Source organism: Paracoccus sphaerophysae, from assembly GCF_000763805.1.
Classification (GTDB): domain Bacteria; phylum Pseudomonadota; class Alphaproteobacteria; order Rhodobacterales; family Rhodobacteraceae; genus Paracoccus; species Paracoccus sphaerophysae.
This window is the reverse complement of sequence record NZ_JRKS01000023.1, coordinates 15,074-41,375: the sequence shown is the minus strand read 5'-3', so window position 1 is coordinate 41,375 and position 26,302 is coordinate 15,074. Positions and strand designations below refer to the sequence as shown.

Annotated in this window: 24 protein-coding genes and 5 pseudogenes; 11 read left to right on the top strand and 18 right to left on the bottom strand. The window is 66.3% G+C overall.

Annotated features, from left to right (window positions below):
• Positions 1-366: pseudogene (locus IC63_RS19235) on the top strand (integrase core domain-containing protein); the annotation flags it as partial.
• 214 nt (positions 367-580) lie between these two features.
• Here the strand turns inward: IC63_RS19235 and IC63_RS08770 are convergent.
• Positions 581-1,753 carry a replication initiation protein gene (locus tag IC63_RS08770; RefSeq protein WP_036719202.1) on the bottom strand — a complete coding sequence of 391 codons (1,173 nt, stop codon included), beginning with the start codon at positions 1,751-1,753 and terminating at the stop codon, positions 581-583.
• 539 nt (positions 1,754-2,292) lie between these two features.
• Here IC63_RS08770 and IC63_RS08765 point away from each other — a divergent pair.
• On the top strand, positions 2,293-3,687 hold the full coding sequence (locus IC63_RS08765) for an AAA family ATPase (RefSeq protein WP_036719198.1): 1,395 nt from the start codon (positions 2,293-2,295) through the stop codon (positions 3,685-3,687).
• Positions 3,680-4,789 (top strand): ParB/RepB/Spo0J family partition protein, encoded by a 1,110-nt coding sequence (locus tag IC63_RS08760; RefSeq protein WP_036719194.1) that lies wholly within the window; start codon positions 3,680-3,682, stop codon positions 4,787-4,789. Before IC63_RS08765 ends, IC63_RS08760 begins: the two co-directional genes overlap by 8 nt.
• 285 nt (positions 4,790-5,074) lie before the next feature.
• Here IC63_RS08760 and IC63_RS19090 read toward each other — a convergent pair whose 3' ends face one another.
• From IC63_RS19090 to IC63_RS08720, 9 genes and pseudogenes are all read right to left on the bottom strand, one after another.
• Positions 5,075-5,377, bottom strand: coding sequence for a helix-turn-helix domain-containing protein (locus IC63_RS19090; protein WP_084115677.1), 303 nt, complete (start codon positions 5,375-5,377; stop codon positions 5,075-5,077).
• Positions 5,378-5,524: 147 nt separating this feature from the next.
• Positions 5,525-6,316 carry a M55 family metallopeptidase gene (locus IC63_RS08755; RefSeq protein ID WP_036719191.1) on the bottom strand — a complete coding sequence of 264 codons (792 nt, stop codon included), beginning with the start codon at positions 6,314-6,316 and terminating at the stop codon, positions 5,525-5,527.
• Between the two features lie 190 nt (positions 6,317-6,506).
• A complete protein-coding gene (locus tag IC63_RS08750; RefSeq protein WP_036719188.1) occupies positions 6,507-6,899 on the bottom strand; it encodes a type II toxin-antitoxin system VapC family toxin in 393 nt (130 codons plus the stop codon).
• A 74-nt stretch (positions 6,900-6,973) separates the two neighbouring features.
• Positions 6,974-7,234, bottom strand: coding sequence for a type II toxin-antitoxin system Phd/YefM family antitoxin (locus IC63_RS08745; RefSeq protein WP_036719185.1), 261 nt, complete (start codon positions 7,232-7,234; stop codon positions 6,974-6,976).
• A gap of 180 nt (positions 7,235-7,414) precedes the next feature.
• A pseudogene (locus IC63_RS08740) lies at positions 7,415-8,378 on the bottom strand (ABC transporter substrate-binding protein).
• Between the two features lie 23 nt (positions 8,379-8,401).
• Positions 8,402-9,367, bottom strand: coding sequence for an ABC transporter permease (locus IC63_RS08735; protein ID WP_036719183.1), 966 nt, complete (start codon positions 9,365-9,367; stop codon positions 8,402-8,404).
• A complete protein-coding gene (locus IC63_RS08730; protein ID WP_036719181.1) occupies positions 9,364-10,869 on the bottom strand; it encodes a sugar ABC transporter ATP-binding protein in 1,506 nt (501 codons plus the stop codon). The genes IC63_RS08735 and IC63_RS08730 overlap by 4 nt, the downstream gene beginning before the upstream one ends.
• Positions 10,854-11,948: a Gfo/Idh/MocA family protein gene (locus IC63_RS08725; protein WP_036719243.1), complete on the bottom strand. Its 1,095-nt coding sequence runs from the start codon at positions 11,946-11,948 to the stop codon at positions 10,854-10,856. Before IC63_RS08725 ends, IC63_RS08730 begins: the two co-directional genes overlap by 16 nt.
• Positions 11,945-12,997 carry a sugar phosphate isomerase/epimerase family protein gene (locus IC63_RS08720; RefSeq protein WP_036719179.1) on the bottom strand — a complete coding sequence of 351 codons (1,053 nt, stop codon included), beginning with the start codon at positions 12,995-12,997 and terminating at the stop codon, positions 11,945-11,947. Before IC63_RS08720 ends, IC63_RS08725 begins: the two co-directional genes overlap by 4 nt.
• Positions 12,998-13,100: 103 nt before the next feature.
• Between IC63_RS08720 and IC63_RS08715 the strand changes: the two genes are divergently transcribed.
• The 3 genes from IC63_RS08715 (at position 13,101) to IC63_RS18460 (ending at position 16,566) form a co-directional block, all read left to right on the top strand.
• Positions 13,101-14,123, top strand: coding sequence for a LacI family DNA-binding transcriptional regulator (locus IC63_RS08715; RefSeq protein ID WP_052042037.1), 1,023 nt, complete (start codon positions 13,101-13,103; stop codon positions 14,121-14,123).
• Positions 14,124-14,841: 718 nt separating this feature from the next.
• A complete protein-coding gene (locus tag IC63_RS08710) occupies positions 14,842-16,008 on the top strand; it encodes a sulfite oxidase (RefSeq protein ID WP_232222560.1) in 1,167 nt (388 codons plus the stop codon).
• A 63-nt stretch (positions 16,009-16,071) separates the two neighbouring features.
• On the top strand, positions 16,072-16,566 hold the full coding sequence (locus IC63_RS18460; RefSeq protein ID WP_198026286.1) for a cytochrome C-552: 495 nt from the start codon (positions 16,072-16,074) through the stop codon (positions 16,564-16,566).
• Positions 16,567-16,602: 36 nt separating this feature from the next.
• On the opposite strand, the gene IC63_RS18075 is transcribed toward IC63_RS18460, so the two are convergent.
• The 3 genes and pseudogenes from IC63_RS18075 to IC63_RS08700 all read right to left on the bottom strand — a co-directional run bounded on the left by IC63_RS18075 (position 16,603) and on the right by IC63_RS08700 (position 17,519).
• On the bottom strand, positions 16,603-16,767 hold the full coding sequence (locus IC63_RS18075; protein ID WP_156965419.1) for a hypothetical protein: 165 nt from the start codon (positions 16,765-16,767) through the stop codon (positions 16,603-16,605).
• A gap of 31 nt (positions 16,768-16,798) precedes the next feature.
• Positions 16,799-17,188, bottom strand: a pseudogene (locus IC63_RS17440) (IS6 family transposase); the annotation flags it as partial.
• The gene (locus IC63_RS08700) at positions 17,094-17,519 is read right to left on the bottom strand and encodes a single-stranded DNA-binding protein (RefSeq protein ID WP_052042035.1); all 426 of its coding nucleotides are present in this window, start codon (positions 17,517-17,519) and stop codon (positions 17,094-17,096) included. The gene IC63_RS08700 and the pseudogene IC63_RS17440, both read right to left, overlap by 95 nt.
• 599 nt (positions 17,520-18,118) lie before the next feature.
• Between IC63_RS08700 and IC63_RS08695 the strand changes: the two genes are divergently transcribed.
• Together IC63_RS08695 and IC63_RS19185 are read left to right on the top strand one after the other, a co-directional pair.
• A complete protein-coding gene (locus tag IC63_RS08695) occupies positions 18,119-18,559 on the top strand; it encodes a LexA family protein (protein WP_036702919.1) in 441 nt (146 codons plus the stop codon).
• 9 nt (positions 18,560-18,568) lie between these two features.
• Positions 18,569-19,519: pseudogene (locus IC63_RS19185) on the top strand (Y-family DNA polymerase); the annotation flags it as partial.
• Between the two features lie 14 nt (positions 19,520-19,533).
• On the opposite strand, the pseudogene IC63_RS18455 reads toward IC63_RS19185, so the two are convergent.
• Positions 19,534-19,644 (bottom strand): annotated as a pseudogene (locus IC63_RS18455) (transposase); the annotation flags it as partial.
• A gap of 457 nt (positions 19,645-20,101) precedes the next feature.
• On the opposite strand from IC63_RS18455, the gene IC63_RS08685 reads away from it, so the two are divergent.
• The gene (locus tag IC63_RS08685; RefSeq protein WP_232222559.1) at positions 20,102-20,713 is read left to right on the top strand and encodes a L,D-transpeptidase; all 612 of its coding nucleotides are present in this window, start codon (positions 20,102-20,104) and stop codon (positions 20,711-20,713) included.
• Positions 20,714-20,806: 93 nt separating this feature from the next.
• Here the strand turns inward: IC63_RS08685 and IC63_RS08680 are convergent, their stop codons facing one another.
• The 3 genes from IC63_RS08680 to IC63_RS08670 all read right to left on the bottom strand — a co-directional run bounded on the left by IC63_RS08680 (position 20,807) and on the right by IC63_RS08670 (position 23,910).
• Positions 20,807-21,139: a four-helix bundle copper-binding protein gene (locus IC63_RS08680; RefSeq protein WP_036719174.1), complete on the bottom strand. Its 333-nt coding sequence runs from the start codon at positions 21,137-21,139 to the stop codon at positions 20,807-20,809.
• Between the two features lie 97 nt (positions 21,140-21,236).
• A complete protein-coding gene (locus tag IC63_RS08675; RefSeq protein WP_231572823.1) occupies positions 21,237-23,576 on the bottom strand; it encodes a copper-transporting P-type ATPase in 2,340 nt (779 codons plus the stop codon).
• A 133-nt stretch (positions 23,577-23,709) separates the two neighbouring features.
• The gene (locus IC63_RS08670; protein ID WP_036719171.1) at positions 23,710-23,910 is read right to left on the bottom strand and encodes a heavy-metal-associated domain-containing protein; all 201 of its coding nucleotides are present in this window, start codon (positions 23,908-23,910) and stop codon (positions 23,710-23,712) included.
• Positions 23,911-24,034: 124 nt separating this feature from the next.
• Between IC63_RS08670 and IC63_RS08665 the strand changes: the two genes are divergently transcribed.
• Entirely contained in the window at positions 24,035-24,490 is a 456-nt protein-coding gene (locus IC63_RS08665; RefSeq protein WP_074827077.1) for a c-type cytochrome, read from the top strand.
• On the opposite strand, the gene IC63_RS08660 is transcribed toward IC63_RS08665, so the two are convergent.
• On the bottom strand, positions 24,487-24,912 hold the full coding sequence (locus IC63_RS08660) for a MerR family DNA-binding protein (RefSeq protein WP_456299425.1): 426 nt from the start codon (positions 24,910-24,912) through the stop codon (positions 24,487-24,489). The genes IC63_RS08665 and IC63_RS08660 overlap by 4 nt on opposite strands.
• Positions 24,913-25,158: 246 nt before the next feature.
• Here IC63_RS08660 and IC63_RS08655 point away from each other — a divergent pair, with 246 nt between their 5' ends.
• Positions 25,159-26,265 carry an L-dopachrome tautomerase-related protein gene (locus tag IC63_RS08655; RefSeq protein WP_084115667.1) on the top strand — a complete coding sequence of 369 codons (1,107 nt, stop codon included), beginning with the start codon at positions 25,159-25,161 and terminating at the stop codon, positions 26,263-26,265.
• Positions 26,266-26,302 lie beyond the last annotated feature (37 nt).

Here is a 26,302-nt window from a genome sequence, read left to right as displayed (position 1 = left end):
CATTGCGCCGGGCAAGCCGATGCAGAACGGGTTCGTCGAAAGCTTCAACGGCAGGATGCGGGACGAGCTTCTGAACGAGGCCCTGTTCCGCAACATCGCCCATGCCCGTGACCTGATCGCTGCCTGGTCACCGACCATAACACCGAAAGGCCCCACTCGGCCTTGATCGGGCTGAACAACTCCAAGGCCGCGATGGCCTATGGCGGGCTGATGGGCACCACGAGCGGCGTCGCCGGCGGTCTGGCCGCGACCGACAAGCGACTAGTGCCTTACGGAGCGATGACCGCGACATTCTATACCGGGCTGGGCTGCCTGCTGGGACCGTCGCTGATCTATATCATCATCCGCGCGATCATGGGGGGCTGAGGGGGCGGTGGTGCCTCCCAAGGCCATGGTCCGCCACCGGACCGAACACGGGGACCGCACGCGCGGGGGCCAAGGCGGCAGCCTTGGCCCCCGCTGCCTCAAACGGCGTCGGCAGGTCCAGACCTGCGCCTTCGCCCGCCCGCGCCTGTCGCGGCCAAGGCGAACGGCGTCACCGCGATCCGGTCCCGCTTAGCCAGCCACGTGTCCCCGGACCTTACCCCCCAAGAACGCCCGGCGAAATCTCGTCCCAGAATCCCGCGATCCGGTCGGCGTTCAGCGGCGACAGCCAGCCGTGTTTCTCGAAATCCGCCCGCAGCGCGCCGTCCGTCAGCTGCGACAGAAACAGCCGTCGGTCGGCGTCACGCTGCGTCGGCGTGCGCGATTTCACCGCCTCCAGCACCCGGCCCAGACGCGCCCCGCGGGGGGTGGGGGCGGTCGCCGCCTCCCCTGCCCCAGCTTCGGCAAACCCGCCCTCAAGTGCCGCAGCCAGATAGCCGACCTTGCTTTTGACGTTCTTGCGCCCCTCGACATAGTCCAACCTTGCGCGCACCTGATCCTCGCCATGAGAGGCCAGCCATTGCCGCGCCAGCCGGTCGCTGACCCCCAGATCGCGCAGCCGGGCATAGACCGGGCCGTGCCGCACGCCCTCGCCGTCATCCATGTCCAGGATCGCCAACTGCGGGTTTTCGCGAATGCGAAAGCGGATCTCGACCACGGCGCGGCCCTGCTTGCGCGTCTCGGGGGTCAGGATGATGTTGCTGGTCCGGTTGATCTCATCCACCGCGGGCTTGATGATCTTGGCGTTCAGATGCTTGAACGTCTCGTAATAGGCCGACTGATCGACCCCCATCAGCCGCCGGAACAGGTCCAGCGCCCACCACCCGGTCGATCCCGTCCGCACAAAGCGGTAACAATTTTCATAAAGCGCCAGCGCGTGACCCGAGGTGAACCGCCGCTGGATATTCAGGTTGATCAACGCGAAGACCTTGGGATCATGCAGTTTTTCCGCCAGCGCCGGGGAATAGGCGTATTCGCACACCCCGCCTTTCAGCTTGGCATAGCTCAGCAGGCTGCTGACGCCCCATTCCTGCTGGCCCTTTTCATCCAGCATGTCCCATTCGGCCACCGTCTCGGCCAGACCGCGCAGCGACTGCTTCAGCGTGTCCATGTCGTTCGAGTTATAGCCGATCATCATGCACAGCGTCCGCGCGTCGATCTGGTGACGCGACCGGCTGACAAGGGTGTCATACGCGTTCAGCAGCAGCACGTTCGACAGCTTGCGCTGCAACAGCGTCAGCTTGCCGGACACATGGATCGCGGCCACATGTTTTTTCACCGCGCCGCGTCGCAATGCGCCCGACAACTGGTCCTTGGGGATCACGTCCACTGTATGCCTGCTCTCGTTCTTCCGACGATGATTGGGCCAATTATCGTCCGAAAGGCACCCTCCCGCAATGTCTTTCAAGGTTCCGTTGACGGCCGCTCATCCCGCATTGCTGCGTCCCGCAAACGGGTTCCTTTGGCGGCAAGACCACCTGAAAGGTACCCCTTTACGGGAGTCGGAGTGCCGGGTTTGCAGGCACATCCCCCCTGCCCCACCCTTTCCGCCCCGATCCCGCACCCGGATACCCCAATTCCCGCGAATCGGCCCCCTTCGTCCCGAATCAGGGCACCCTTCATCCCGTAAACCGGCACCCTTCATCCCGCAGGTGGGTGCCAACGGCCTCCTACAGCATTGATATTGAATGACTAATCAGCGACAAAGATTCTAAAGACTCTTAAAGATTCTCAACTTGTTGCTGTCAGAAATCCGGCTTTTTGAGGGTTTCGCTGCGAAACGTCGCAAGGGTGATTCACAGACACTCTTTCATGTGCGATGATTCCGCCAAAAAACGCAGAGCAACAGCACATCCCAGAGATTGTGACATGTCATCAGGCAAGACCGATACCCCGCCCTATTTCAACATCGACCCCGCCCGCGCGGCCAAGCGCCTGCACCAGCCCGTCGATACCGCCCGATTCGCCAAGGCCGCCGCATTCGCTGCCCGCGGTCGGCAGGATCTGGCCGAACGCGGATATGCCCCCGACGGCCGCAAGAGGCTGCGCCGTTTTTCGACGTGGGAGGTCTGCCGCTATCTGATCCCCGTCGCGCCCGCCCATTTTCGCCGCGTCCTGCTGAAGAACCCCGACCTTCCCCAAGGGACCGGCGAAGGCAACAGCAAGTGGTTCAGTCTGGAAGACGTCCTTCGCCTGCGCGACCATTTCGCGACCGAAGGCGCCGCCGGGCGCGAATACCGCCCCTGGCGGCCCGAAGGCTTGCCCGCCAAGATCATCGCGGTCGCCAATTTCAAGGGCGGCGTCGGCAAGACATCGACCGCCGCGCATATCGCCATGTCGGCGGCACTGGACGGCTATAAAGTGCTGGTCGTCGATCTGGACAGTCAGGGCAGCATGACCTCGATCATGGGGGGGCAGGTCGCCGACGAATGGTCGACCGCCTTCCCGCTGCTGGCCAAGGATTACGCGCTGGCGCTGCAAGACGAAAACAGGGTGCGACAGGCAGGGGGTCAAGCCCCCCTGCCCTTCGACGAGACCCTGACCGAGGCGCTGAAGATCAACGCCCGCGATCTGATCCAGCCGACCCACTGGCCCAATATCGACCTGCTGGGCGCGCAGCTGAACCTGTACTGGGCCGAGTTTCAGATCCCTGTCTGGCGCATGGGCCTGCGCGGCTGGCCACTGTGGGATGCGCTGAACAATGGCTTTCAGGCCGACGGAATCACGGATAATTACGACATCATCATCCTCGATACCCCGCCGGCACTGGGGTATCTGACGATCAACGCCTTGGCCGCGGCCGATATTCTGCTGGTCCCCTTGGGCGCATCGTTCCTCGAGTTCGATTCGACCGGCCGCTTTTTCGATATGCTGTACTCGACCTTCGCCAGCATCGAGGACGGCGAAAACGCCGCCCGCCGGCGTGAGGGATTGCCCGAGATGCGTTTTGAATGGGACGCGGTCCGCGCCATCATCACCCGGTTCGATGCCGGCCAGCAGGCCGATCTGGCTAATGTCATTCAGGCTTATTTCGGCGATTTCATGACCACCTACCGGCAGGAACTGACCGCCATGATCGGGCAGGCCGGCGAACAGGTGAACGGCATCTACGAGGCCGATTATCGTGAATTCAACCGCGACACCTATGTCCGCGGGCGCGAGACCTTCGACCGGACGTGGGCCGAGGTCAAAGAGCTGGTTCTGGGGTCGTGGTGGCGCGATCTTGAAATGGACAAGGACGAAGAGGATCAGGAAAATGGCTAAGCGGCGGCGTCTGGAAACGCCCTCCAGCACCGATCTGAACCGGATCGAGGCCGAGTTTCGCAGCGAAACCGTTGGCCGCCCGCAGGCCGCCCGCGGCCTTGCGCCCATCGCCCAGATCGCCGCCGATGCGGCAACGCAGTCCGATCCGGGTGACGCCGCCACGCGAGAAGCGCGGGCCAGGGCAGATGCCGACGCCGCGCGGTTGCAGGAGGCTGATGCCCGCGGCCTGCTGATCGTCGAGATCCCCATCGATCAGATCGACGAAGGCGCCATGGTCCGCGATCGGATGGCCATGGACGAGGAGCAGATGCAGGAGCTGCGGCTCTCTATCGCGGCTCACGGCCTGCGGCTGCCGATCGAGGTCTTTCGAATGGACGAGCCCGAGGGGCAGGGGCCGCGCTTTGGGCTGTTGTCCGGCTATCGGCGGCTGCAGGCGGTGCGGGCGCTTTTCAACCTGACGCAGGCCGAGAAACACAGCCATATCCGCGCCCTGATCCGTCCCCAGACTACGGCCGACGCAGCCTTCGTCGCGATGATCGAGGAAAACGAGGTCCGCGAGGAGCTGAGCCATTTCGAGAGGGGCCGCATCGCCGTCATCGCCGCCGATCAGGGCGCGTTTACCAATACCGAGGAGGCCGTGAACACGCTGTTCGCCACCGGGTCGAAAGCTAAACGGTCCAAGGTGCGGTCCTTCGCCCTGATCTTCGAAGAGCTGGGCGATATGCTGATTTTCCCTCAGTCGTTGTCTGAACGGCGGGGCCTGCGGCTTGCGGGGGCGCTTCGCAACGGGGCCGAGGCCGCCTTGCGCGCGGCCTTGTCCGACATCCGCCCCGAAGATGCCGAGGAGGAGTGGGCGGCGATCGAGGCGGCGCTGACAGCCGTGGAATCGCAGCCTCGGGTGCCGTCCAGCCGTGGCGGGCGGCCCAGGATGAAGCCGGCCGTGGGGTGGCTGGATAACGACACTATTCGCACGTCCAGCGGGATCAGCATCCGGCGGGGCAGGGATGGTCGTGCCCATATCCTGCGGCTGGAGGGTGAGGCGCTGCATCCCGAACTGATGGACAGCCTGATGAGCCATATCCAGTCGCTTCTCGAACGCTGAGGTTTCGCAGCGAAACCGCCCGCGCGGGCGGCGGATATTGTCTCCCGTTGCCGCTGTTGAGGCGGGGCGTTTGTCTTGCGATTGCCGACGTATGGCGAAGAATGGACGTATATATAGTATGGAATATAATCAATTATACTATATATGGTTGTGCTGCCATTCTGTATTGCGCACTCTGGTTCGGCGAATCCTTCCACGAAGAAGCTGGGACCGCGTGAGATTCCGCATGTCGCACCGGCGGGACGTCTTGCGGCGCAACCCGTTGCTGCCGCGATTTCGCCCGCCTCACGCGTGGCCGCGAAGGCGAAAGCAGCATGATGATCGCCGCTGTCCGGGACGGTTTAGCATAGGCTGCGCGCGGCATCCGCGACATGGAGAGGGCAGGGGGTTCTGCGAAGAAGGCCCCGTTCGGCAGGACCAGCGATGGCCGGAATTTGACGGAAGGGCAGGGGGCCTTCCAAGCGCGGCCTCGATCCGCGCCAGACGGCGGCCGATGGTGGTTTCGTCCAGATGCAGCGCCTGCGCCGCGCGCGCGAAAGAGCCGGCTTTGTAGATCGCCGAAACCACGCGAAGATCATCCCAGTTCATCGTTCCCGTGGCCATGATGCGACCTTTTTCACCTTTCGGTCAGAACGTCGTCGAATGTTTCGATCACGATTTCCGCGCGGAGAACGCCATGCAGTCTGCGGTTGCGCGTGAGCCAGATGGGCGGTCCGGCGCTGATGGTGGCTGCGGCTACCACAGGAAGCGCAGCACCCGCAGCACCTCGAACCAGTCGTCGCGCTGAAAGCGCAGGCGGCGGGCCTCGGGATAATCCACGCCGGGGAAGAAGCTGCCGCGATAGGCCTCGACCGGGTTCGCAAACTCCAGCTCGACGTCCCAACTTTCGGCCAGGGGGGCATGCCGTGGGGTGCCGCCAAGCGCGCGTTCGACGCCCTCGCGGATCAGGGCGCGGGCCATCGCCGGGGCAAGCGCGGCGCTGGCCGGCCCGAACCCTTGGCTGACAGGCACCGCGGTGATCCCCGGCACCAGTTTCCCGGCCGCCGCGCAGATCCCCGCATCGCCCGAGATGAACGCGGCCGGCACCCCCAAAAAGGCGGCGGTGGTGGCGTTCACCGTGAATTCGGACGCCAGCGCCCCGTTGATCGTCAGCCGCATGATCCGGCCGGTAAAGCTGTGGGCCAGCGGGTTGCTGTCGGTGCCGGCCGCGTCGTGATAGCCGGTAAAGATCGCCGCCGCGCAGTCCGCGTCCAGTCCGAACATCGTCGAATGCGGGTGGCCCGACCAGTCGCGGATGATCCGGGCCTGCCGTGGCAGGCGGTCAACCAGCAGGTTGCGCCCGGTGTGATGCGCGTCCTTGATGACGATTTCCGTCGCGCCGGCCGCCAGGGCGCCGTCACAGGCGGCAACGACCTCGGCGGTCATAAGAGCCTGGAACTGGGCATAGTCGGGCTTGTCCTGTTCGGTTTCGGCCCAGGTGGTGACGCCGGCCGTGCCCTCCATATCGGCGCTGATGAAGATCTTCATGGATGTGATCGCCTTTTTCGCGTGTCCGGCGACGCTGGGCCGCGGCGGGCGCAAAGGCAAGAGAGGGGGGGTATGCCTTTGGCGCCCGCGGTGCGGGCAGCCGGGCAGGGCGGCAGCGGACGCGACAGGCGGGCAGATGAACGATAATTGCTGAGCCGGCGGGGCTGGGGCGGACTGGCAGCGGCCAGCCTTACCCCACCACTGCCACGCCCTCGGCCTTGGCCGCGGCGCGCAATTTGCCGTCGAGCGTCGCAAGCGTCGCGCCGTGGCGCAGCGCAAGCTCCAGATACAGCGCGTCATAGCCCGTCAGCCCGTGGCGGCGGGCGAGGTCCATCACCACCGGGCTCGAGGCGGCCGTATCCAGCGTCACCCCCAGCGCATCGACGCTGTCGGCGATCTGGTCGGCCATGCCCGCAGGCAGCCTGCCGCGGCGTTCGCTGACGATCAGGATGTTGCGCAGCTCGATCCACATCAGCCATGGCGCGAGCAACGGCTCGCCCCCCGCGATCACGGCGTCGAGGTCGATCCCGGTTTCGTCGGGCATGATCCAGCCCACGACCGCCGAGGCGTCCAGCACCATCATGCGGCGTGTCTTATGGTTTGGAGGTGTGATGCGTCTGGCGCAAAGCGGACGAGGCCCGGTTCAGATGCCGACATTCAGCGCCGCCCCTGATCGCGCGCGGACAGAATTTCGTCGCGGGTCAGGGTGGCGCGGCCGTCTGCCAGCCGGTCGCCCAGCCTGCGCCGCAGCGCGGCGATGCGGGTCAGCGCGGCGCTGCGGTCCTCGCGCTCCGCCGCAGGCACCAGCCGCGCCACGGGCGCGCCGCGGCGGGTGATGGTGATCGATTCCCCCGCCTCGGCCGCGGCGAGCAGCTCGGATAGGCGGGTCTTTGCCTCGAAGGCACCGATTTCGCGCATGGGGTTCCTCGTCAACTGGTTTGCAGACTAGTTGGGTCGAGGGCTGTGCGCAAGGGGGCAGGGGGCTCGGTGAGGCCAGGCGAGAGAACGGGCCGCAGCCTTATCCGCCCCCCACATCACCCCGAAACCAAAAACCGGAGGCCGCGGCGGCCTCCGGTCGTTGCCTGGACGTGTCCCCGATCAGAACGGGCTGTCGGGGAAGTAATACTGTTCCGCGTTTTCGGGCGTAATCAGCTGGCTGCCGATGATGTAACGCCCCGCCATCGGCGCGTTCGACACGAAGCGCAGCGCGGTCATCTCGATCGCGGACGAGATCAGCGCCGGCGGATAGGTCACGTTCACGGGCAGTTGCGGATCCTTGTCCATGATGCGCTTGATCATGTCTTTCATGCCCGCGCCGCCGACGACGATCATCTGGTCCTGACGGCCGGCCTGCGCGATGGCTTTCCAGCACGCCCACCGCCATGTCGTCATCGGCCGCCCAGACCGCGTCGATTTCCGGGTATTTCGCCAGATAATCCTGCATCACCTTGAAGGCGTCGTCGCGGTTCCAGTTGCCGTGCTGCATATCGAGGATTTCCTTGCCAGACCCCTCCAGCGCCTTCTGGAACGCCTCGACGCGTTCATTGTCCAGCGTCGTCGGGATGCCGCGCAGCACCACGATCTTGCCGCCGTCCTTCAGGTTGTCGCGGAAATATTCGCCCGCGACCCGCCCGAAGGCGGTGTTGTCGCCGGCGACATACAGATCCTCGATCCCTTCCTCGGACAGGCCGCGGTCCACGACGGTCACGAACTTGCCCGCCGCCTTGACCTGCTTGACGGGGTCGGTCAGCGGCTCGGATTCAAACGGCAGCACGACCAGCCCGTCGATGTTGCGGGTGGCCAGCATATCTTCGATGTCGGAGACCTGCTTGGCGGCGTCCGGCGCGGTCGCCAGCACGAATTCAAGGTTCGGATAGACCGTCCCCAGCCGGGTGATGGTGTCCTGCGCGTGCCAGTTCAGCCCGCCCATGAAACCGTGGGTGGCGGACGGGATCGACACCCCGATCACCTTCTTTTCAGCGTCCTGCGCCACGGCGACGCTGGCCACCAGCGACAGCGCAGCAGCGGCAAGCGGCAGTTTTAGCATGTTGCGACGTTTCATGGTTCTTCCTCCCCTATCGGCCGCTAGTCGGCGGCGCGTTTTTCCCGCTGCAAGACCACAGCAAGCACGATGATGACGCCCTGAATCGCCCCGTTCAGATAGGGGCTGACCAGATCCGCCAGATTCAGGATGTTGTCGATGAGGCTTAGGATCAGGACGCCGACGACCGTCCCCCAGACCCGGCCGCGACCGCCCTTCAGCGCGGTGCCGCCGATGATGACGGCGGCGATGGCCTCAAGCTCCCACAGAACGCCGGTGGACCCGGACGCCGACCCCAGCCGCGGGACGTAAAGGATCGTCGCAAGGCCGACCAGCGCGCCGAGCAGCACATAGGTCAGCAGGCGGGTCCGTTCGACATCGACGGCCGAATAGCGGGCGACCCGGTCGTTCGATCCGATCGCCTCGACATGGCGGCCGAAACGGGTGTGGCGCATCGCCCATTCGCCAAGGATCGCGGCGATGGCAAAGACGATGATCGGCCATGTCACCCAGCCGATGCCGCCGAAATAGACAGGGCGATAGATGGCCCGCAGCGAGGAATCGAGGCTGAGCGTCCCGCCATCGGCAAGCCACGTCACGAGGCTGCGGAAGATGCCCATCGTGCCCAGGGTGACGATAAAGGCCTCGATCCGCGCTTTCGTCACCAGCGCGCCGTTGACATAGCCCGAGGCGATGCCCCCCGCCAACGCCACGCTCATGCCCAAAAGGATCGTGCCCCAGTTGGCCCCGGTAATCGGCGCGAGCCAGTTCATCGCCATGATGGTGATGCCAGCCAGAAATGCGGCCATCGAGCCGACGGACAGGTCCAGCCCGCCTTGTGTGATCACAAACGTCATGCCAATGGCGATCAGCCCGATAAAGGCCGACCGGGCCAGCACGTTCGACAGGTTGGCGGGCGCAAGGAACGCGGGGTTCAGCAACGCGCCAAGGATGAACAGCCCGACCAGCGCGATCAGCGGCCCCAGAAGATGCAGATCGACGCGCTTCATGCCGGTTCCCTTTCCGCGCCCAGCCCCATGGCAAGGCGGACGATGTTTTCTTCGGTGACGCGGTCGCCCGCGACCGCGCCTGCGATGCGGCCCTGACGCATGACCAGGACGCGGTTGGCCAGCCCGATCAGCTCGGGCAGTTCGGACGAGATCACGATGACGCCGGTTCCTTCGTCGGCCAGACGGCGGACAAAGCGGTAGATCTGCTGCTTGGTGCCGATGTCGATGCCGCGGGTCGGTTCGTCGATGATGATGATCCGCGGCTCGGTCAGCATGGTTTTCGCCAGCAACAGCTTTTGCTGATTGCCGCCCGACAGCGCGCCGGCGGGCATCGCGGGTGAGGCAGCACGGATGTCGAAATCGCGCGTGGCGTCCGCCATCGCAATCGCCTCGCGCGTGCGGTCGATGCGAAAGCCAAAGCGGTCCAGCGCCGACAGCGTAAGGTTTTCGGTCAGGGACTTGGTCAACAGCAACCCGGCCTCTTTCCGGTCCTCGGTCAGATAGGCGATGCCGGCGGCCAGCGCGTCGGCGGGCGCGCGGATGGTCAAGGGCTGGCCCATCAGCGTGACGCGGCCATTATGGCTGCGCAGGCCCGCGATGGCCTCGGCCAACTCCGTGCGGCCTGATCCGACAAGACCGGCGATGCCCAGAACCTCGCCTCGGCGCAGGGTCAGGCTCGCGTTTTCGACGCGGCCCGGAACGGTGACGCCCTCGACCCGCAGCATCTCATCGCCCGCCGCGGACGGCTTGGGCGGAAAGATGTCGGCCAGTTGACGGCCGACCATCGCGGTCGCCATGCCGTCCTGCGTCATGCCGCCTCGGGTCGCGCGACCGACCACCGCGCCGTCGCGCAGGACGGTGATGCGGTCGGCCAGCCGTTCGACCTCGTCCAGCCGGTGCGAGCAGAACATCAGCGCCACGCCCTCGGCCCGCAGGCGGTCGACCTGCGCATACAGCGCGTCGACCTCGCGGTGGGTCAGGGCGGCCGAGGGTTCGTCCATGATCAGCACGCGGGCGCGGCGCGACAGGGCCTTGGCGATCTCGACCATCTGGCGGTCCGGCACCGACAGGTCGCGGATCAGCGCGTCGGGGCGGATCGTCGTGTCCAGCTGCGCCAGCAGATCGCCCGCGGCGGCCCGCATCGCGGCGTGGTCCAGGCGCAGGCCGCGGCTGATCTCGCGCCCCAGAAAGATGTTGGCCGCGACCGACAGATCGGGGGCAAGGTTGAATTCCTGATGAATCACGATCACGCCCGCCGCCTCGGCCTGCGGGCCGGTGCTGTAGGGGGCGGGCTGGCCGTCCAGCAGCACCCGGCCTGACGTGGGCGCAAGAAACCCGCCGAGGATCTTCATGATCGTGGACTTGCCCGCGCCGTTTTCGCCGATCAGGGCGTGAACCTCGCCCGCGTTCAGGGTCAGATCGACGCCGTGCAGCACCTCGACCTGGCCGAAGCTTTTGGTCACGGCGTCCAGCGAGAGGGTCGGTGTCACAGCGTCACCCATGCCCCGTCCTCGTCCGAGGACCGCAGTGCGGCGGCGATGAAGCCCATGCCCGACAGCCCGTCCTGCAGTCCGGGGATGCGGTCGGCATGGGTCATGTCGCCCCGGATCACGGCGGCGATGTCGCTGTAAAGATTGGCGAAGGCTTCGAGATACCCCTCGGGGTGGCCGGGCGGCGTGCGGAACGACCCCGAGCGGTCCTGCGCGCGCGTCAGGATGCGCGGCGGCTGGTCCTTGGGGGTGAAGATCATCCGCTCGGACTGTTCCTGCCGCCAGTCGAGCGCGCCTTTCGTCCCGAACACCCGCAGCGACAGCCCGTTTTCCTGCCCCACGGCGACCTGGCTGACCCAGATCCCGCCGCGCGCGCCGTTGCCATAACGTAGCGCGACGCGGGCATCGTCGTCGATCATGCGGCCGGGGACCATGCGCGAGACCTCGGCGGACAGGCTGTCGGGCGTCATCCCGGTCACGAACTGCGCCAGCTGCCACGCATGGGTGCCGATGTCGCCCAAGGCGCCCGCCCCCGCCTGTGCCGGATCGGTGCGCCAGTCGGCTTGCTTGGACTGGACCGGATCGGACAGCCACCCTTGCAGATATTCGGCCTGCACCAGCCGGATCTCGCCTAACGCGCCCTCGGCCACCAGCGCGCGGGCCTCGCGCACAAGTGGGTTGGCGCAGTAATTATGCGTGAGGAAAAAGCGGGCTGTGTTGCGGCGGGCGGCGTCGGCGATCTGCTGCGCCTGATGGGCCGACGCAGCCAGGGGCTTGTCGCAGATGACGTGGATACCCGCGCCAAGGAACGCGACGGCGGCAGCGGCGTGGACGTGGTTCGGGGTCACGATGGACACGGCCTTGATGCCATCGGGCCGGGCGGATTCGGCCTGCGCCATCTCGCGGAAATCGGCGTAGGAGCGGTCGAGGCCCAGAGCGCGCGCCGAGGCTTCGGCCCGTGCGGCATCCGACGACAGCGCGCCCGCGGTCAGCAGAAAATGCCCGTCCATCCGCGCGGCGATGCGGTGGAGCGCGCCGATAAACGCGCCCTCGCCGCCGCCGACCATGCCGAGGGGGATCGGGTCGGTCATAGCCCCAGCGCCTTGCGGTTCGCCGCCTCGTCCGTCCCTTGCGAGGCGAAATCGTCGAACGCGTGCGGCGTGGTGCGGATGATGTGGCGGCGGACGAACTCGGCCCCTTCGCGGGCGCCGTCCTCGGGGTGTTTCAGCGCGCATTCCCATTCGACGACCGCCCAGCCGTCAAAGCCGTACTGCGTCAGTTTGGAAAACACCGCCCCGAAATCCACCTGCCCGTCGCCAAGGCTGCGGAAGCGGCCCGCGCGGTCCGCCCAGCTTTGGAACCCGCCATAAACGCCCTGCCGGCCCGAGGGGCGGAACTCGGCATCCTTGACGTGAAACATCCGGATTCGGTCGTGGTAAATGTCGATATTTTGCACATAATCAAGCTGTTGCAGCAGGTAATGCGACGGGTCATACAGCATGTTCGCGCGCGGGTGGCTGTCCACGCGGTCAAGGAACATCTCGAAGGTCACGCCGTCATGCAGATCCTCGCCGGGGTGGATCTCATAACACATATCGACGCCGCTTTCGTCCGCGAGGTCCAGCAAGGGCCGCCAGCGCGCGGCCAGTTCGCCGAACGCCGTATCCACCAGACCCGGCGCCCGCTGCGGCCACGGATACAGATAGGGCCAGGCGAGCGCACCCGAAAACGTTGCCATTGCAGGCAGACGCATCGCCCCGCTGGCGCGGATCGCCTTGCCGACCTGATCCACCGCCCATGCCTGCCGCGCCGTGGGGTTGCCATGCAGCCGGGAGGGCGCGAACCCGTCGAACCCCGCATCGTAGGCCGGATGCACCGCGACCAGCTGGCCTTGCAGGTGGGTCGAGAGTTCCGTCACCTCGACCCCGTTCTGCCGTGCGATGCCCAAGAATTCGTCGCGGTAATCCTGCGAAGTCGCCGCCCGGTCCAGATCGATCAGCCGCGCGTCCCAGCTGGGCACCTGCACGCCCTTATACCCCAGCGAGGCCGCCCATCGGGTGATCCCCTCCCACGAATTGAACGGCGCGGCATCGCCCGCGAACTGTGCCAGAAACAGCGCCGGTCCCTTGATGGTCCGCATCCCGTCCTCCTCGTCCCCAGGTCAGCTAAGCCCGAGATGTAATCGTTTGCAAGCGCCGTTCTCAAATCTTGCGTCGGCTCCGTCGGGCCGCATAGTGCGGTGGATGGACGATGCGGAAATTCAGCTCAGGCAGAGCGCACCGGCGCGGCTGGCGGATGTGGCCCGCGTGGCGGGGGTGTCGGTCGCGACCGTCAGCCGGGCGCTCTCGCGGCCCGCCGTTGTGTCGCCCGACACCCGCGACGCCGTGGCCCGCGCCGTACGCGCGACCGGCTATCGGATGAACGTGGCGGCGCGGAATCTGCGGCAGGGGCGGACGGGCGCCGTCGTGGCGCTGGTGCCCAATCTGGGCAACCCGTTTTTTGCCAAGATCCTGGCCGGGATGGGGGCGGCGCTGAACGCGGCGGGGTATGACCTGCTGGTCGGCGACACGATGGAGCCGGGGGAGCCGGGCGGCCGTCACCGCGCTTTGCGGCGGTTTCTTGATCCCTCGCGCGCGGACGGGATCATCCTGCTGGACGGGCAGGTGACGGCCGACGATCTGGCCGTCATGCCCGGCGCGCCGCCCCTGGTCATGGCGTGCGAGTGGATCGACGGCGCCGATATCCCCCGCGTCGTGCTGGACAACGCCGCCGGAACCGAACTCGCGGCGCGGCATCTGTGGTCGCTGGGCCATCGCCGCATCGGCTGGATCGGCGGTCCCGAGAGCAATGTCCTGCACCGCGCCCGCGCCGACGGCCTGCGCCGCGTTCTGACCGACCCGCCCGGCTATCCCGGCGATTTCTCGCTGCAATCGGGGGCCGAGGCGGCGCTGCGCTGGCTGTCGCAGCCGCCCGAGACCCGCCCGACCGCCATCGTCGGCTTCAGCGACGAGGCGGCGGCGGGTTTCATGGGCGAGGTCCAGCGCCACGGCCTGTCGGTGCCGGGTGACGTGTCGGTGATCGGCTTTGACGCCATCGACTGGGTCGCGCATCTGCCGGTGCCGCTGACGACCATCCGCCAGCCCAAGCGCGATCTGGGCCGCCTCGCCGCGACCACGTTGCTGGAGCTGATCGGCGGCCATCGCCCGGCCGACCGGATCCTCACGCCCGAGCTGATCTGCCGTCAGTCAACCGCCGCACCGGTGTGAGGGTGGGGCTGCGTGACGTCGGGCAGAGTGGTCGAAAGACTCTGCCGAAAGCGGTCATCGCGTTGGCGGCCGGCAGAGCGTTTTCGGTGAGGTTGAATCGAGCGGCGCAACCGGAACGGCCTGAGCCGCATAACCGCCTTTCAGTCCGACAAGGCTGATCCCGCTGGGATCGAGGCTGTTCAGCTGCAGGTCCTCGCGCGTCTGATAATCGCGGATGAGGTTGGTGCCGCCGAGGATGCGGAAGGTGTCCTCACCCGCCGCGCCCGCTGTTCCGTCGCCGAAGATAATGCGCGACCCCCCCCGGTCTTCTTGAGAGAAGCTTCCTAGCTTGTGCCGTCCCTTTACTCATGCTCCGCGTGGCGGGCCCATCAAGACTCTGCGCGTGCCCTACTGCGGCAGCGGATGGTGACCACGAGCTTTGCTTGCAACCAAGCAGGCGTTCGAAACCTTGCCCTGCCTTATGTGGACAGCCGCCCCTCGACCTTTGGGAATATCGACCCACCGTCGTTGACAGAGGCGGTAACGTCAGGCTCTCTGCCTTCCTGATGAATGCTTGACATGAAAGGATGCCGCTATGTCCGAACGGACTGTTTATTCCGCAGACCACGACGGGGATGCCGCATCCGGGACTGCCGCAACGCTTGAGCATCCCGCCTCGCCGGCACGCCGAGCATTGCTGAAGACGACCGGGCTTTCTGCCTTGGGCGCGATGATCGGCATGGCAATCCCGTTCGAGCGCAACCTTCCTGCCGGGTTCGTCCCGGTGGCGCTCGCCCAGGATTCAGGCGAGGAACTGATGTCGGGCAAGTCCGGCCTGACGCTGCTGAGCGACAAGCCCCTGAACGCCGAAACGCCCGCCCATCTGCTGGACGACGACGTCACCCCGTATGAGCAGATGTTTGTGCGCATGAATGGGCTGGTGCCCCAGACCGCGCTGGACATGAACCCCGAGGGCTGGAAGGTGGTGATTGACGGCGAGGTCAAGACGCCTCTGGAACTGACGATCGACGACCTCAAATCACGCTTCGAGACCGTCACCCGACGGCTGGTGGTCGAATGCGGCGGCAATGGGCGCGCCTATTTCCACCCCGGCACCTCGGGCAACCAGTGGACCATGGGCGCGGTCGCCTGTCCGGAATGGACCGGCGTGCGCCTGAAGGACGTGCTGGAGGCGGCAGGCGTCAAGCCGAGCGCGGTCTACACCGGCCATTATGGCAACGACGTGCATCTTTCGGGCGATGACGAGAAGGAAGTGATCTCGCGCGGCGTCCCGATCGAAAAGGCGCTGGAGGAGGACGGCCTCATCGCCTGGGCCATGAACGGCCAGCCGATCCCGGCGCTGCACGGCTTTCCGCTGCGGCTGGTGATCCCCGGCTATCCTGGTTCGGTGTCGCAAAAGTATCTGACCCGGATCTGGGTGCGCGATCAGGTGCATGACGGCGCCAAGATGGGCGGCGATTCCTATCGCTTGCCGGCTTATCCAGTCGCGCCGGGGACCGAAGTGCCCGAGGAGGACATGCAGATCCTGACCGTGATGCCGGTGAAATCCCTTATCACCTTCCCGCAGACTGGCGCTCCGGCGCCCGTGGGGCAGCCCACCGAGGTGCGCGGCCATGCCTGGGCCGGCAATGGCGACGTCAAGGCGGTCCATGTGTCGACCGACTTCGGTCAGACCTGGATCGAGGCGCAGCTGGACCCTGCCCATAACCGGTTTGCCTGGCAGCGCTGGCGCGCGAACCTCACCCTACCGGAAAAGGGCTATTATGAGGTCTGGGCCCGGGCAACCGATATGAACGGCGTCAGTCAGCCGCCGGTGTCCCCCGGCTGGAACCCGCGTGGCTATGCCAACAACATCCAGCACCGCATCGCCTTGATCGCGGGCTGACCCCATCCCGCATGCGGCGGCCCTCTGCCGCTGCATCCGCATTCCTTTCCAGAGGGATATTCCATGCCACGTTTCCAGACGATTGCCGCCGGCCTGACCGCGGCTGCCCTGCTGACGGCCGGACCCGCGGCCGCTCAGGACGCACCTGACCCGATGGCCGCGCTGCGCGAGGCACCGCCGTTTGACGCGCTGCATCCGGTGGGCACGCCCCGAGCGGCTGAACCTGCCGCGGCGGCGCAGCCGAGCGCGGTGGTCGATCCCATGGCCTCTGCCGTCCAGCCGCAGGGTGGCGCGGCGCCCCCGACCGCCGCCCTTGCCCAAGGCGCTCCCAACCCAGAACTGGGCGACCTGCCTGACGGTCCCGGCGCCGAGGAAACCTATTACCAATGCGTCGCCTGCCATTCGACCGCGATCATCCGCCAGCAGCGCATCACCGACGCGCGGTGGGATTATCTGTGGCACTGGATGGTGGAGGCCCAAGGCATGGTCGAGCCGGACGAGGAGACCAAGGACGTGATCCTGGCCTACCTCAAGCAGCATTTCTCGTCGGAGCGCTGAGCGGCGCGGGCCTTTGCGGGGTCCCACTTGCAGGCCTCAGCCGGCCACCTGTCGCGCCGGGGCGACGGGCCGGTCCCGCCACCCGGTCAGGGCGTCCAGCAGCGCCACCGCGCCCGCGGCGGCGAAAGCACCGGCCAAGGTCAGCATGATCCGGGTGAAGGCGGCATAGCCTGCATCCTGGCATTGCCAACTTAACGGCACCGACCTTTGACGGTCCCTAGGGGTGATTTTCTCAGGCGGTCATTTCAAGCGCATACCCGTGCCACAGGTTGAAGGCATCGGACCTTGCGTGGCGGTATGAGACGGTTGAGAGGCGGTAGCGGCGGGGTCTGAAAATCGTGTTGATTTGATCGTGGGCCGCGAGGAACCTTTGCGTCTGTCGGATCGATTTGAACCGGCCCATGACCTTCTCCCGTTTGCGGGTCGGCCGATGCGAACCCTCGATGCGATTGTTGAGCCCTTTGTGTGCCCGATGATCAGCTTCAGGCGCAAGAGCCCGGATCGGTTTGATGTAACTGCGCAATTTGTCAGTCACGACGACACGAGGCTTGCCAAACCGGGCAATCAACCGAGCAAGGAAACGCTTGGCGGCTTTTGCATTTCGGCGCGGCTGCACAAGGATAGCCGAGCAGGCGCAGGGTGGTGTGGTGGCCGTTGACGGTCACCTCGGTCGCAAAGCGCTTCTCGCCGTCCTTGTCCCAGGAGCGGGTGCGGAGGATGCCGATGACGTAGATCATCATGCCCTTCTTCGCCCGATCCTGAAGCGTCTTGATCTGGTGATCGAAGACGACGACGGTGTGTCCTTCGGTCCGCTCGGTCCAGTCCGAGTCCCCTTGGCGCTTGAACACCTCGGAGGTGATCACGCGAAAACGCGCGATCTTGGTCCCGTCCTGGGCCGTACGGATCTCGGGATCGCCAACGAGACGACCCAGCAGTTCAACCTTGTTGATCATGGGTTTAACCTTCCATTGGAATGAACAAGGGAAGACCCATGCCCATACGGGAAGGGACTTCCCGAAGGGTGTAAGGATGCTGCATTGCAGACATACGTGTTGAGCCCGCGTCGGCCGAACCGACGCACCGGCCACCTGCCGCATGGTGCGGCGGTCCCGGCCCAGGGTCTTAGCCTGGGGCTCTAGTGGGGGAGTGGCCGGTCCTCACGCGCCAACCTAGCTCCGTAGAGCCTTCCCCTTATCCGACCTGACCCGGAGGTCAGAGACGGATGCCTCTTTCGAGGACTTGCTCGCCGTGCCCGACGCACGGATGGCTTTAGTCCCGAAGGACACCGACAGCACCGGATCGACCAAAGGTCAACGAAACAAGGATAGCACAACACCACCCGGCATCAAGGGGCATGACGAGGAGGAGCGGCGCAGAGAGGATGCTCAGCGTGGCCGCTGATCTGCCGGGACGAGTGCCCGAGCAAAGATATGTAATAATCAATCTTATGTAACATCGCTTTCCTTGGACGGTCAGCCAGTCTTCCGCGGTCACTTGCCATCTGAACCGCCAGTCGTCTATGTTCTTGGTCTGTTCTCTTGCGGGCTGGACGATGCGCGAGCTGCCGATCATGGAACCGCTGCCGCTGACGGGCGTGGCCCTGCCGCGGGGGTTGCGCGTGGTCAGCGCGGCCGCGGCCGGCTTCCCTTCACCGGCGCAGGATTGGGCTGACGATGCCATCGACATCATCGAGCTGCTGCGCCTGGACCGGCCAGCATCCTTCGTCTTTCGGATCTCGGGCGAGAGCATGATCGACGCCGGCATCCAGGACGACGATCTCGTGGTGGTCGATCGCGATGTGACCGCAAAGGACGGCCAAGTTGTGATCGCGGTCGTGGAAGGCGGATTTGTCTGCCGCGAGATCCGCTGGCATGAGGGCGTGCCCGTGCTGCGGGCCTGCAATCGCCAGATGCGATACCCCCTGACTGTGGCAGACCAGTCCGTCGAGATCTGGGGCGTGGTCCGAACGGTGGTCAGGGCGATGGGCCGCTAGAGGCGCCCGATGAGCTGGGCTATCGCCGACGTGGCAAATTTCTACGTTTCGGCCGAGCGCGTGTTCGATCCGAAGCTGCGTGACGTTCCCGTGATCGTGCTGTCGAACAATGACGGCTGTGCCATTGCGCGCAGCCAAGAGGCGAAGGCGCTTCACATCAAGATGGGCGATCCACTTTTCCAGATCCGGGACAAGGTGAAGCGGCACGGCATCGAGCTGCGGTCCTCGAACTATGCGCTCTATGCCGACATGAACCGGCGCTTCAACGCGGTCTTGGGCAAGCACAGCGATCAGGTCGAGGTGTACTCGATCGATGAGAGTTTCTTCCGGCTGCCCCCCCGGCGCCCGGGGTTGGGGGACGTCGAAGGGGCGCGGGCGATCATCGCGGCGGTCGCGCGCGAGACCGGGTTGCCGATCAGGATCGGCCTCGGGCCGACACGGACGCTTTCGAAGGTGGCGAACGCACTGGCGAAAGCGAGCGAGGCGATCTGGGGCGGCGTGATTGACCTGCACGACGAAGATCTGCGCGAAAGGCTGTTCCGCCAATGGCCGGTGGAGGAGGTCTGGGGCATCGGCCCTGCCAGGGCTGCCAAGCTGAAAGGTCTTGGCATCAAGACTGCCGGCGAGCTGGCCGGGATGGAGCCGGAGCTCGCCCGCAGGGTTGGAACCGTCGTCCTAGAGCGGCTGGTGCGCGAACTACGGGGTGTCTCCTGCACGGAGCTGGTGGTCGAGGAGCCGCCACTTAAGGCGACCGCGGTCACCCGGGCCTTCGGGGCCCCGGTCGAGTCATGCGCCGAACTTCGGGAGGCCATGTGCCGCCGTGCGCAGCGCGCCGCCGAGAAGATCCGGGCCCAGGGCCTTGAAGCGTCCCGGCTCATCGCGTTCGCGCATGGTAGCCGGTTCCGGGAGGGCAGCCCGAGCGCCGCGCGATCCGTTCGCCTCTCGCCAGCCACCCACGATCCGCGGGTTATCGATGTGCCTTCCGACATGCCGTGCTTGCGGCACAGATCTGCGCACTTCGCGCCGGCATCATGCTCCTGAAGGATACCGATAATCTGTTCCTCGGTCCGTCGTGCCTGCTTCATCTTCGTCCGTCCTCTCGTTGGGCCGGACTCTAGTCACAGATGGAGGAAAAAGCCCGTGGCAGGTCATGTCCCCTATCGGATGGCGCCACGCGTCAAGATTGCATTGACCGCCGCGCCAGCAGAGGGGGAGTGCCATAGGTCACTGCCTGGCACGCCCTGTCATCCCGAACACCTGCTGCTTGCCGCTGCCGAATCCTGTGGCCGCGATCCTGCACGGGAAGGCCGCTGCATTGATCGCAGCCGAGCCGGAGCGGGACAGAGCCCGCCGCCCATCTACCGCCCCCCACGGTCCTGCTGAGCCGAGCCGCCGCGCCGCAGGCGCGCACTTTCTCAGCTTTCAGAAGGACCGCCCAACATGATAACCCGACGCAACTTCGCCGTGGCTAGCGCTGCCGTGCTCCTGTCGGCCTGCACCCGCCCCGTCGCGAAACCTGCCACCCCGCCCCCGCATCCGCCCGTGAAACCGGCAGCGCCAGCCGTCCCTTTTCTGCCGATGCCGGACTTCTACGGCGCCATCACCGACGAACCCTATCCGATCCCGGCCGTGCCGCCTGGCGTGGTGCCACCGCATCTGTGGCGGCAGGAGGTCGTCAACCCTTTCCCCGACGAGCCACCCGGCACGATCATCGTCGATCCCGACGCGGGCATGCTGCATCTGCTCGAAACCAAGGACCGCGCAATGCGCTATGGCGCGGGAACGGGACGCGCTGCCTTCGCCTGGTCGGGCGACGCGCGCCTGCAGTTCCGCCGCAAGTGGCCGCGGTGGAAAGTGCCCGACGAGATGATCGCCCGCCGACCGGAGCTGGAGCCCTATTCGGTCGCCAATGGCGGGATGGAGCCGGGACCGGGCAATCCGCTCGGTGCGCGGGCGCTGTATCTGTTCCAGAACGGCGAGGATACGCTTTACCGGATACACGGCGCCTACGAACCGGAATACCTGGGCAAGGCGGTGTCCTCGGGTTGCGTCAGGCTTCTCGACCAGGACGCCATCGACCTGTATCGGCGCGCACGGCACGGGGCGACAGTGCGCGTGCTGCCCTCTACTCTGCCTGCAACACTTTCGGCGTGATCGGCAGGTGCTTGCAGCACCCATACCGGTTTCTTCCGCCCGCCGAAGCTCCAAGCTGCGGCGGGCGGTGACGCTGGCACGCGCCACTTGATTTCAAGCCGCCATTTTCCGGCAGCTTTCCGCGCAACGCCGGCAGGCGTCCACGCAGTCCTGCATGTCGCCGACCTGCTCGCAGCTTGCGGCGCATTGTTCGCAGATCTCGGCGCAGACGGCGCAGAGACGCTTGTGGATGTCGCTGCCGGTCAGCATCACGTTGGCCGAGGCCTGGCAGATTTCGGCGCAGGCGATCATCAGCCGGAAGTGCTCCGGTTCGAGATGTTTGCCGCCCGCTTCAAGGCAGTGGTTCATCGCCATGCCGAGGCAGGTCTTGTGGCAGTCCAGACAGGCCTCGATGCAGGCCTGCATGTCGGCGGATTGATGGTGCATGGAGTTCACCTTTCCTGTTTGCTGCGCCGGGGTTCATCCGCAAGGGGTGGCGCGACCTCCTCGCGAAGACGGGTGCGGGCGGATGCGCGGTGCCGGGTCACACCCGCACCGTTCTCAGCCGCAGGGCGTTCAGCACGACCGAGATCGAGGACGCGCTCATGGCGAAGGCCGCAAACATCGGGCTGATGAGGATGCCAAAGAAGGGATACAGCAGCCCCGCGGCGATCGGCACCCCGGCGGCGTTGTAGATCAGGGCGAAGAACAGGTTCTGGCGGATGTTCCTCATCGTCGCCTGCGCCAGCCGCCGCGCCCGGACAATGCCGTCGAGGTTGCCCCTGACCAGCGTGATCCCGGCACTCTCGATCGCTACATCGGCCCCGGTTCCCATGGCGATGCCGACATCGGCCTGCGCCAGCGCAGGCGCATCGTTCACGCCGTCGCCCGCCATCGCCACCTTCCGGCCGGCGGCCTGCAGTTCGGCGATGATCCGCGCCTTGTCCTGGGGCAGCACATCGGCGCGGATCTCGTCGATGCCGAGGCGCGCGGCCACGGCACGGGCCGTGCGCTCGTTGTCGCCGGTCGCCATGATGATGCGGAAGCCAAGCGCGTGCAGCGCCTTCAGCGCCGAGGGCGTGGTATCCTTGACCGGGTCCGCGACCGCAACCATGCCGGCGACGGCGCCATCCACCACGACGAACATCACCGTCTCGCCTTCGTCGCGCCGCGCGTCGGCACGCGCGGTCAGGGCGCCGACATCCAGCCCCATGTCCGCCAGCAGCCGGATGTTGCCGAGCGCAACGGGCTGCCCGTCCACGGTGCCACGAACCCCTTGGCCGGTCACGGCCTCGAACTCTCCGGCCTCGACCATCTCGACGCCGCGTTCCTCGGCGCCGCGGACAATCGCCTCGGCCAGCGGATGCTCGGAGCCGCGTTCGAGCGAGGCGGCAAGGCGCAGGATCGCGTCCTCGTCATGCCCGGGCTCGGGCAGCACGGCGACGAGGCGCGGCTTGCCCTCGGTCAGCGTGCCGGTCTTGTCCACAATCAGGGTGTCGACCGTCTCGAAGCGCTCGAGCGCTTCGGCGTTCTTGATCAGCACCCCCGCCTGCGCGCCGCGTCCGGTTGCGGTCATGATTGACATGGGCGTGGCCAGCCCCAGGGCGCAGGGGCAGGCGATGATCAGCACCGCCACGGCGGCGACTAGGCCGTAGGACAGCGAGGGTGCCGGCCCCCAGATCGCCCAGGCGACGAAGGCCACGATCGCGACCCCGATCACCGCCGGCACGAACAGGCCAGCCACCTTGTCGGCATATTTCTGGATCGGCGCGCGCGAGCGTTGCGCATTGGAAACCATTTCCACAATCTGGCTCAGCATGGTGTCGGCGCCGACGCGGGTAGCCTCGATCACCAGCGATCCGGTGCCGTTGATCGTGGCCCCGGTGACCGGATCGCCCGACACCTTCTCGACGGGCAGCGGCTCGCCGGTGATCATGCTCTCGTCCACGGACGAGCGGCCCTCGGCCACCACGCCGTCCACGGGCACCTTGTCGCCGGGGCGCACCCGCAACCGGTCACCCACCTGCACCGCGTCGAGCTGTACTTCGGTGTCGGAGCCGTCGGGGCGGATGAGGCGCGCGGTCGCCGGCGCCAGATCGAGCAGGGCGCGGATGGCGCGGCCGGTGCCCTCGCGGGCGCGCAGCTCCATGATCTGGCCCAGCAGGACCAGCGTCACGATCACGGCCGCCGCCTCGAAATAAACGCCGACATGCCCCTCGGCGTCGCGAAAGCCCGCCGGGAAGATCTGCGGTGCCAGAACGGCGGCCACGCTGAACAGCCATGCCGCCATTACCCCCATGGCGATCAGGCTGAACATGTTCAGATTGCCGCTGCGGAAGGATCGCCAGCCCCGCACCAGGAACGGCCAGCCGCTCCACAGCACCACCGGCGTTCCCAGGATCAGCTCGATCCACAGCGTCGCGCGCTCGCCGAAGATGCTCCGGACCCCACCCAGTCCGACCAGCGGCCCCATGGTCAGCACCAGCAGCGGCACGGTCAGCGCGGCGCCGACCCAGAAGCGGCGGGTGAAATCGACAAGTTCCGGGTTGGGACCGTTGTCCACCATGGCGGCGGATTCGAGTTCCAGTCCCATGCCGCAGATCGGGCAGGAGCCGGCCTCGGTCTGCCGCACCTCGGGGTGCATGGGACAGGTATAGACCGCTCCCGTCCAGCCGGGCGGCACGTGATCATAGGTCTTTCCTGGCTCGGGACGGGCGGCCGTGTCGTGGCCGTCCGCGTGGTGTGCGGATGCGCCATGGCCATGATGTTCGTGCCCGTGACACGCGGGACCGGCGGCCGCCCCGGAGGCTTTCGCCTCGGGCACCAGATGCATCCCGCATTTCGGGCAGCGACCAGGGCCGGGCTGCCGGACCTCCGGGTGCATGGGGCAGACATGGACGCCCTCGGCTGTCGCGAGGGGGCGCTGGGAAACATCATGGGACATGGGCTGCTCCTTGAGGTGAGCCGGCTCGGCGAGGATCGGTGCACTCGCCGGGCCCGCACTGGCGCGGGCGCGCTCAGGCCGCTGCTGGCGCCGCAGGATAGCCTGCGGCCGCAAGCGCGGCGGCGATCTGCTGGCGAGGCAGATCGGTCGAGACCTCGACCTCCCGGCTGGCCTGGTCGATGGTGATGCGGGCCTTCGCATCGACGGACTCGATGGCGCGGGTGACGCCACGGGCGCAGCCGCCGCAGCTCATATTTGGAATGTGAAAACGCATGGGACCTTCCTCGGCTTGTCTTATGCCCTCCCATGTGGAAGGTTCCAGCGCGGGAAGGTCAAGACCGGGTGAGGAAATCCGCGCTCGGGTTGACCTCGGCGTCGGCGGCGGCACTCATGCACGCATGATCCCAGAGCCTCCCGTCCTCCTGCGCCGGTCCTTCGCCTGGCTGATTGTCCTTGCCCTTGTGGTCCTGGTGATCGTCGCGGCCTGGGCTTACGGCAAGACCCCCGACCTGCGGCGCGGGGCCGCGCTCTATGCGCAGCACTGCGCCTCCTGCCACGGCGCGCGGCTGGAAGGGCAGCCGGACTGGCAGATCGCGGGCGCGGACGGGGTGCTGCCCGCCCCGCCCCATGACGAGACCGGCCACACCTGGCATCACGACGACGCCATGCTGACCGACTACGTCCGCCGCGGCGGGCAGGTGGTGCTGGACGACATGGGCGTCGCCATGACCTCGGGCATGCCGGGATTCGGCGACGTGCTGTCGGAGAACGACATCGCCGCCATCCTCGCCTTCATCAAATCGCGGTGGCCTCCGCGCATCCGCGCGATCCAGACCGAGCGGAGCGGCGGCTAGCGTCCGTTCGCGTCGGGGGGACCTCCCGTCAGCGCGTCGAGGATCGCACAATCCGGTCTCGCGTCACCCGCGCAGCTGTCGACAAGCTGCTGCAGGGCCTCACGCAACTGGCCGAGTTCCGCCAGACGCTCGTCCACCTGCGCGAGATGGCGCAGGGCGATCTCGCGCACGTCCGCGCTGCTGCGGCTGGTGTCTGCGCTCAGGGTCAGAAGCTCGCGGCAGTCCTGGAGCGGGAAATCCAGACGCCGCGCGCGGCCCAGGAAGGTCAGCCGCCGGACCTCCTCCGGGCCGAAGTAGCGGTAGCCGTTCCGTCCGCGCTGCGGGGACACGAGGCCGATCTCTTCATAATAGCGGATCGTCTTAGCGCTCAGGCCCGAAGCGCGGGCGGCCTCGGTGATGTTGATCCCTGTCCCGCCCCTCATGAGATGCCGTTGCCATGTGCTAGAATTGAATAGACCGCCGGTCGTGCGGCTTGACCAGGCAGGCATCCCGGGTCTTGTCCGCCCTATTACGGTTTTGGACTCCGTCAGCTACGATGGGCGATGTCTCATGCACTACGTGCCTTGCGGTGAGGATGCTGTCCGATTTCCGTTTCCGGGATCGAAGCAGGGGCCACGATCGTTACCCACCGAATAACGCAAATTTCATTCAGTAAACGGGAGGGGTCGGTGCGTAAGCGCAGTGTTTTGATCGGGATCGGAGTCCTTACAGTAGTGCTGGCGGGCGCCGCATATGCGCAGAACGGACGCAGCGCCGCGCTGACGCAGGTGGCGCAATTCGACCACCAGGTAACCGGCGTTGCCGTCACTGAGGATGGACGCCGCTTCGTCAGCTTTCCGCGCTGGACTGACGACGCGCCGATCTCGGTTGCCGAGGTGATGCCTGACGGATCGCTGTCGCCTTTTCCCGACGTTAAGTGGAACAGCTGGCGCAACGCCAAGGCGAACGAGATGCCGGTCGGCGAGCACTTTGTCTGCGTCCAGTCGATCGTTCCCGACGGCCACGGCAACCTGTGGGTGGTTGATCCCGGCGCGCCCGGCAACGAGAAGATCCTGGAGGGCGCGCCGAAGCTCGTCCGCATCGACCTGAAAACGAACAAGGTGACCAAGGTCATTGCGGTGCCAGGCGACGTGGCGCTACAGGGCACTTACCTCAATGATATCCGCTTCTCGCCAGATGGCCGGACCGGCTACATCACCGACAGCGGTACACGTGGCGCGATCATCGTCGTCGACCTGGACAACGGCAAGAGCTTCCGCGCCCTTGATGGTCATCCGTCTACCCAGATCGACAAGAGCGTCACCGTCGCGATCGAGGGCAAGCCGCTTGTTCGTCCCGACGGCCGTCAGCCCGCGTTCGCCTCCGACGGCATTGCGATCTCGAATGACGGGAAGACGCTCTACTGGCAGGCGCTGACCGGAAAGACGCTCTATTCGATCGCCACAGACAAGCTACGCGCGGACGTCAGCGAGCGCGACCGCGGTGCTGCGGTGAAGACCGTCGCCACCACGGGCGTCGCTGACGGCCTGTGGATGAGCAAAGCGGGGACGCTCTACATCACATCGCCCACCGATTACTCGATCAGGCGGCTCGTCGGGTCGGGCACCGAGATCGTCCTGACCGACAAGCGGTTGCGCTGGCCCGACACCTTCGCCGAAGGTCCCGACGGGACAATCTACGTCACCGCCAGCCACATTCAGGACACGCAATGGTTCACGCCCGGCGCGCCGCCATCGATCCGGACCGAGTTGTTCTCTTTCGCTCCAGCCCGCTGAGGTTCCTTCGCGGGGGGCCGGGCGAGACGCAGGGCGA

Bases quoted from the DNA above. Each gene is read 5' to 3' on its own strand.
- IC63_RS08765 (WP_036719198.1), top strand. From the start codon at position 2,293: ATGTCATCAGGCAAGACCGATACCCCGCCCTATTTCAACATCGACCCC.
- IC63_RS08760 (WP_036719194.1), top strand. From the start codon at position 3,680: ATGGCTAAGCGGCGGCGTCTGGAAACGCCCTCCAGCACCGATCTGAAC.
- IC63_RS19090 (WP_084115677.1), bottom strand. From the start codon at position 5,377: ATGAACTGGGATGATCTTCGCGTGGTTTCGGCGATCTACAAAGCCGGC.
- IC63_RS08755 (WP_036719191.1), bottom strand. From the start codon at position 6,316: ATGAAGATCTTCATCAGCGCCGATATGGAGGGCACGGCCGGCGTCACC.
- IC63_RS08750 (WP_036719188.1), bottom strand. From the start codon at position 6,899: ATGATGGTGCTGGACGCCTCGGCGGTCGTGGGCTGGATCATGCCCGAC.
- IC63_RS08745 (WP_036719185.1), bottom strand. From the start codon at position 7,234: ATGCGCGAAATCGGTGCCTTCGAGGCAAAGACCCGCCTATCCGAGCTG.
- IC63_RS08735 (WP_036719183.1), bottom strand. From the start codon at position 9,367: ATGAAGCGCGTCGATCTGCATCTTCTGGGGCCGCTGATCGCGCTGGTC.
- IC63_RS08730 (WP_036719181.1), bottom strand. From the start codon at position 10,869: ATGGGTGACGCTGTGACACCGACCCTCTCGCTGGACGCCGTGACCAAA.
- IC63_RS08725 (WP_036719243.1), bottom strand. From the start codon at position 11,948: ATGACCGACCCGATCCCCCTCGGCATGGTCGGCGGCGGCGAGGGCGCG.
- IC63_RS08720 (WP_036719179.1), bottom strand. From the start codon at position 12,997: ATGCGGACCATCAAGGGACCGGCGCTGTTTCTGGCACAGTTCGCGGGC.
- IC63_RS08715 (WP_052042037.1), top strand. From the start codon at position 13,101: ATGGACGATGCGGAAATTCAGCTCAGGCAGAGCGCACCGGCGCGGCTG.
- IC63_RS08710 (WP_232222560.1), top strand. From the start codon at position 14,842: ATGGCAATCCCGTTCGAGCGCAACCTTCCTGCCGGGTTCGTCCCGGTG.
- IC63_RS18460 (WP_198026286.1), top strand. From the start codon at position 16,072: ATGCCACGTTTCCAGACGATTGCCGCCGGCCTGACCGCGGCTGCCCTG.
- IC63_RS08700 (WP_052042035.1), bottom strand. From the start codon at position 17,519: ATGATCAACAAGGTTGAACTGCTGGGTCGTCTCGTTGGCGATCCCGAG.
- IC63_RS08695 (WP_036702919.1), top strand. From the start codon at position 18,119: ATGCGCGAGCTGCCGATCATGGAACCGCTGCCGCTGACGGGCGTGGCC.
- IC63_RS08680 (WP_036719174.1), bottom strand. From the start codon at position 21,139: ATGCACCATCAATCCGCCGACATGCAGGCCTGCATCGAGGCCTGTCTG.
- IC63_RS08675 (WP_231572823.1), bottom strand. From the start codon at position 23,576: ATGCACCCGGAGGTCCGGCAGCCCGGCCCTGGTCGCTGCCCGAAATGC.
- IC63_RS08670 (WP_036719171.1), bottom strand. From the start codon at position 23,910: ATGCGTTTTCACATTCCAAATATGAGCTGCGGCGGCTGCGCCCGTGGC.
- IC63_RS08665 (WP_074827077.1), top strand. From the start codon at position 24,035: ATGATCCCAGAGCCTCCCGTCCTCCTGCGCCGGTCCTTCGCCTGGCTG.
- IC63_RS08660 (WP_456299425.1), bottom strand. From the start codon at position 24,912: ATGAGGGGCGGGACAGGGATCAACATCACCGAGGCCGCCCGCGCTTCG.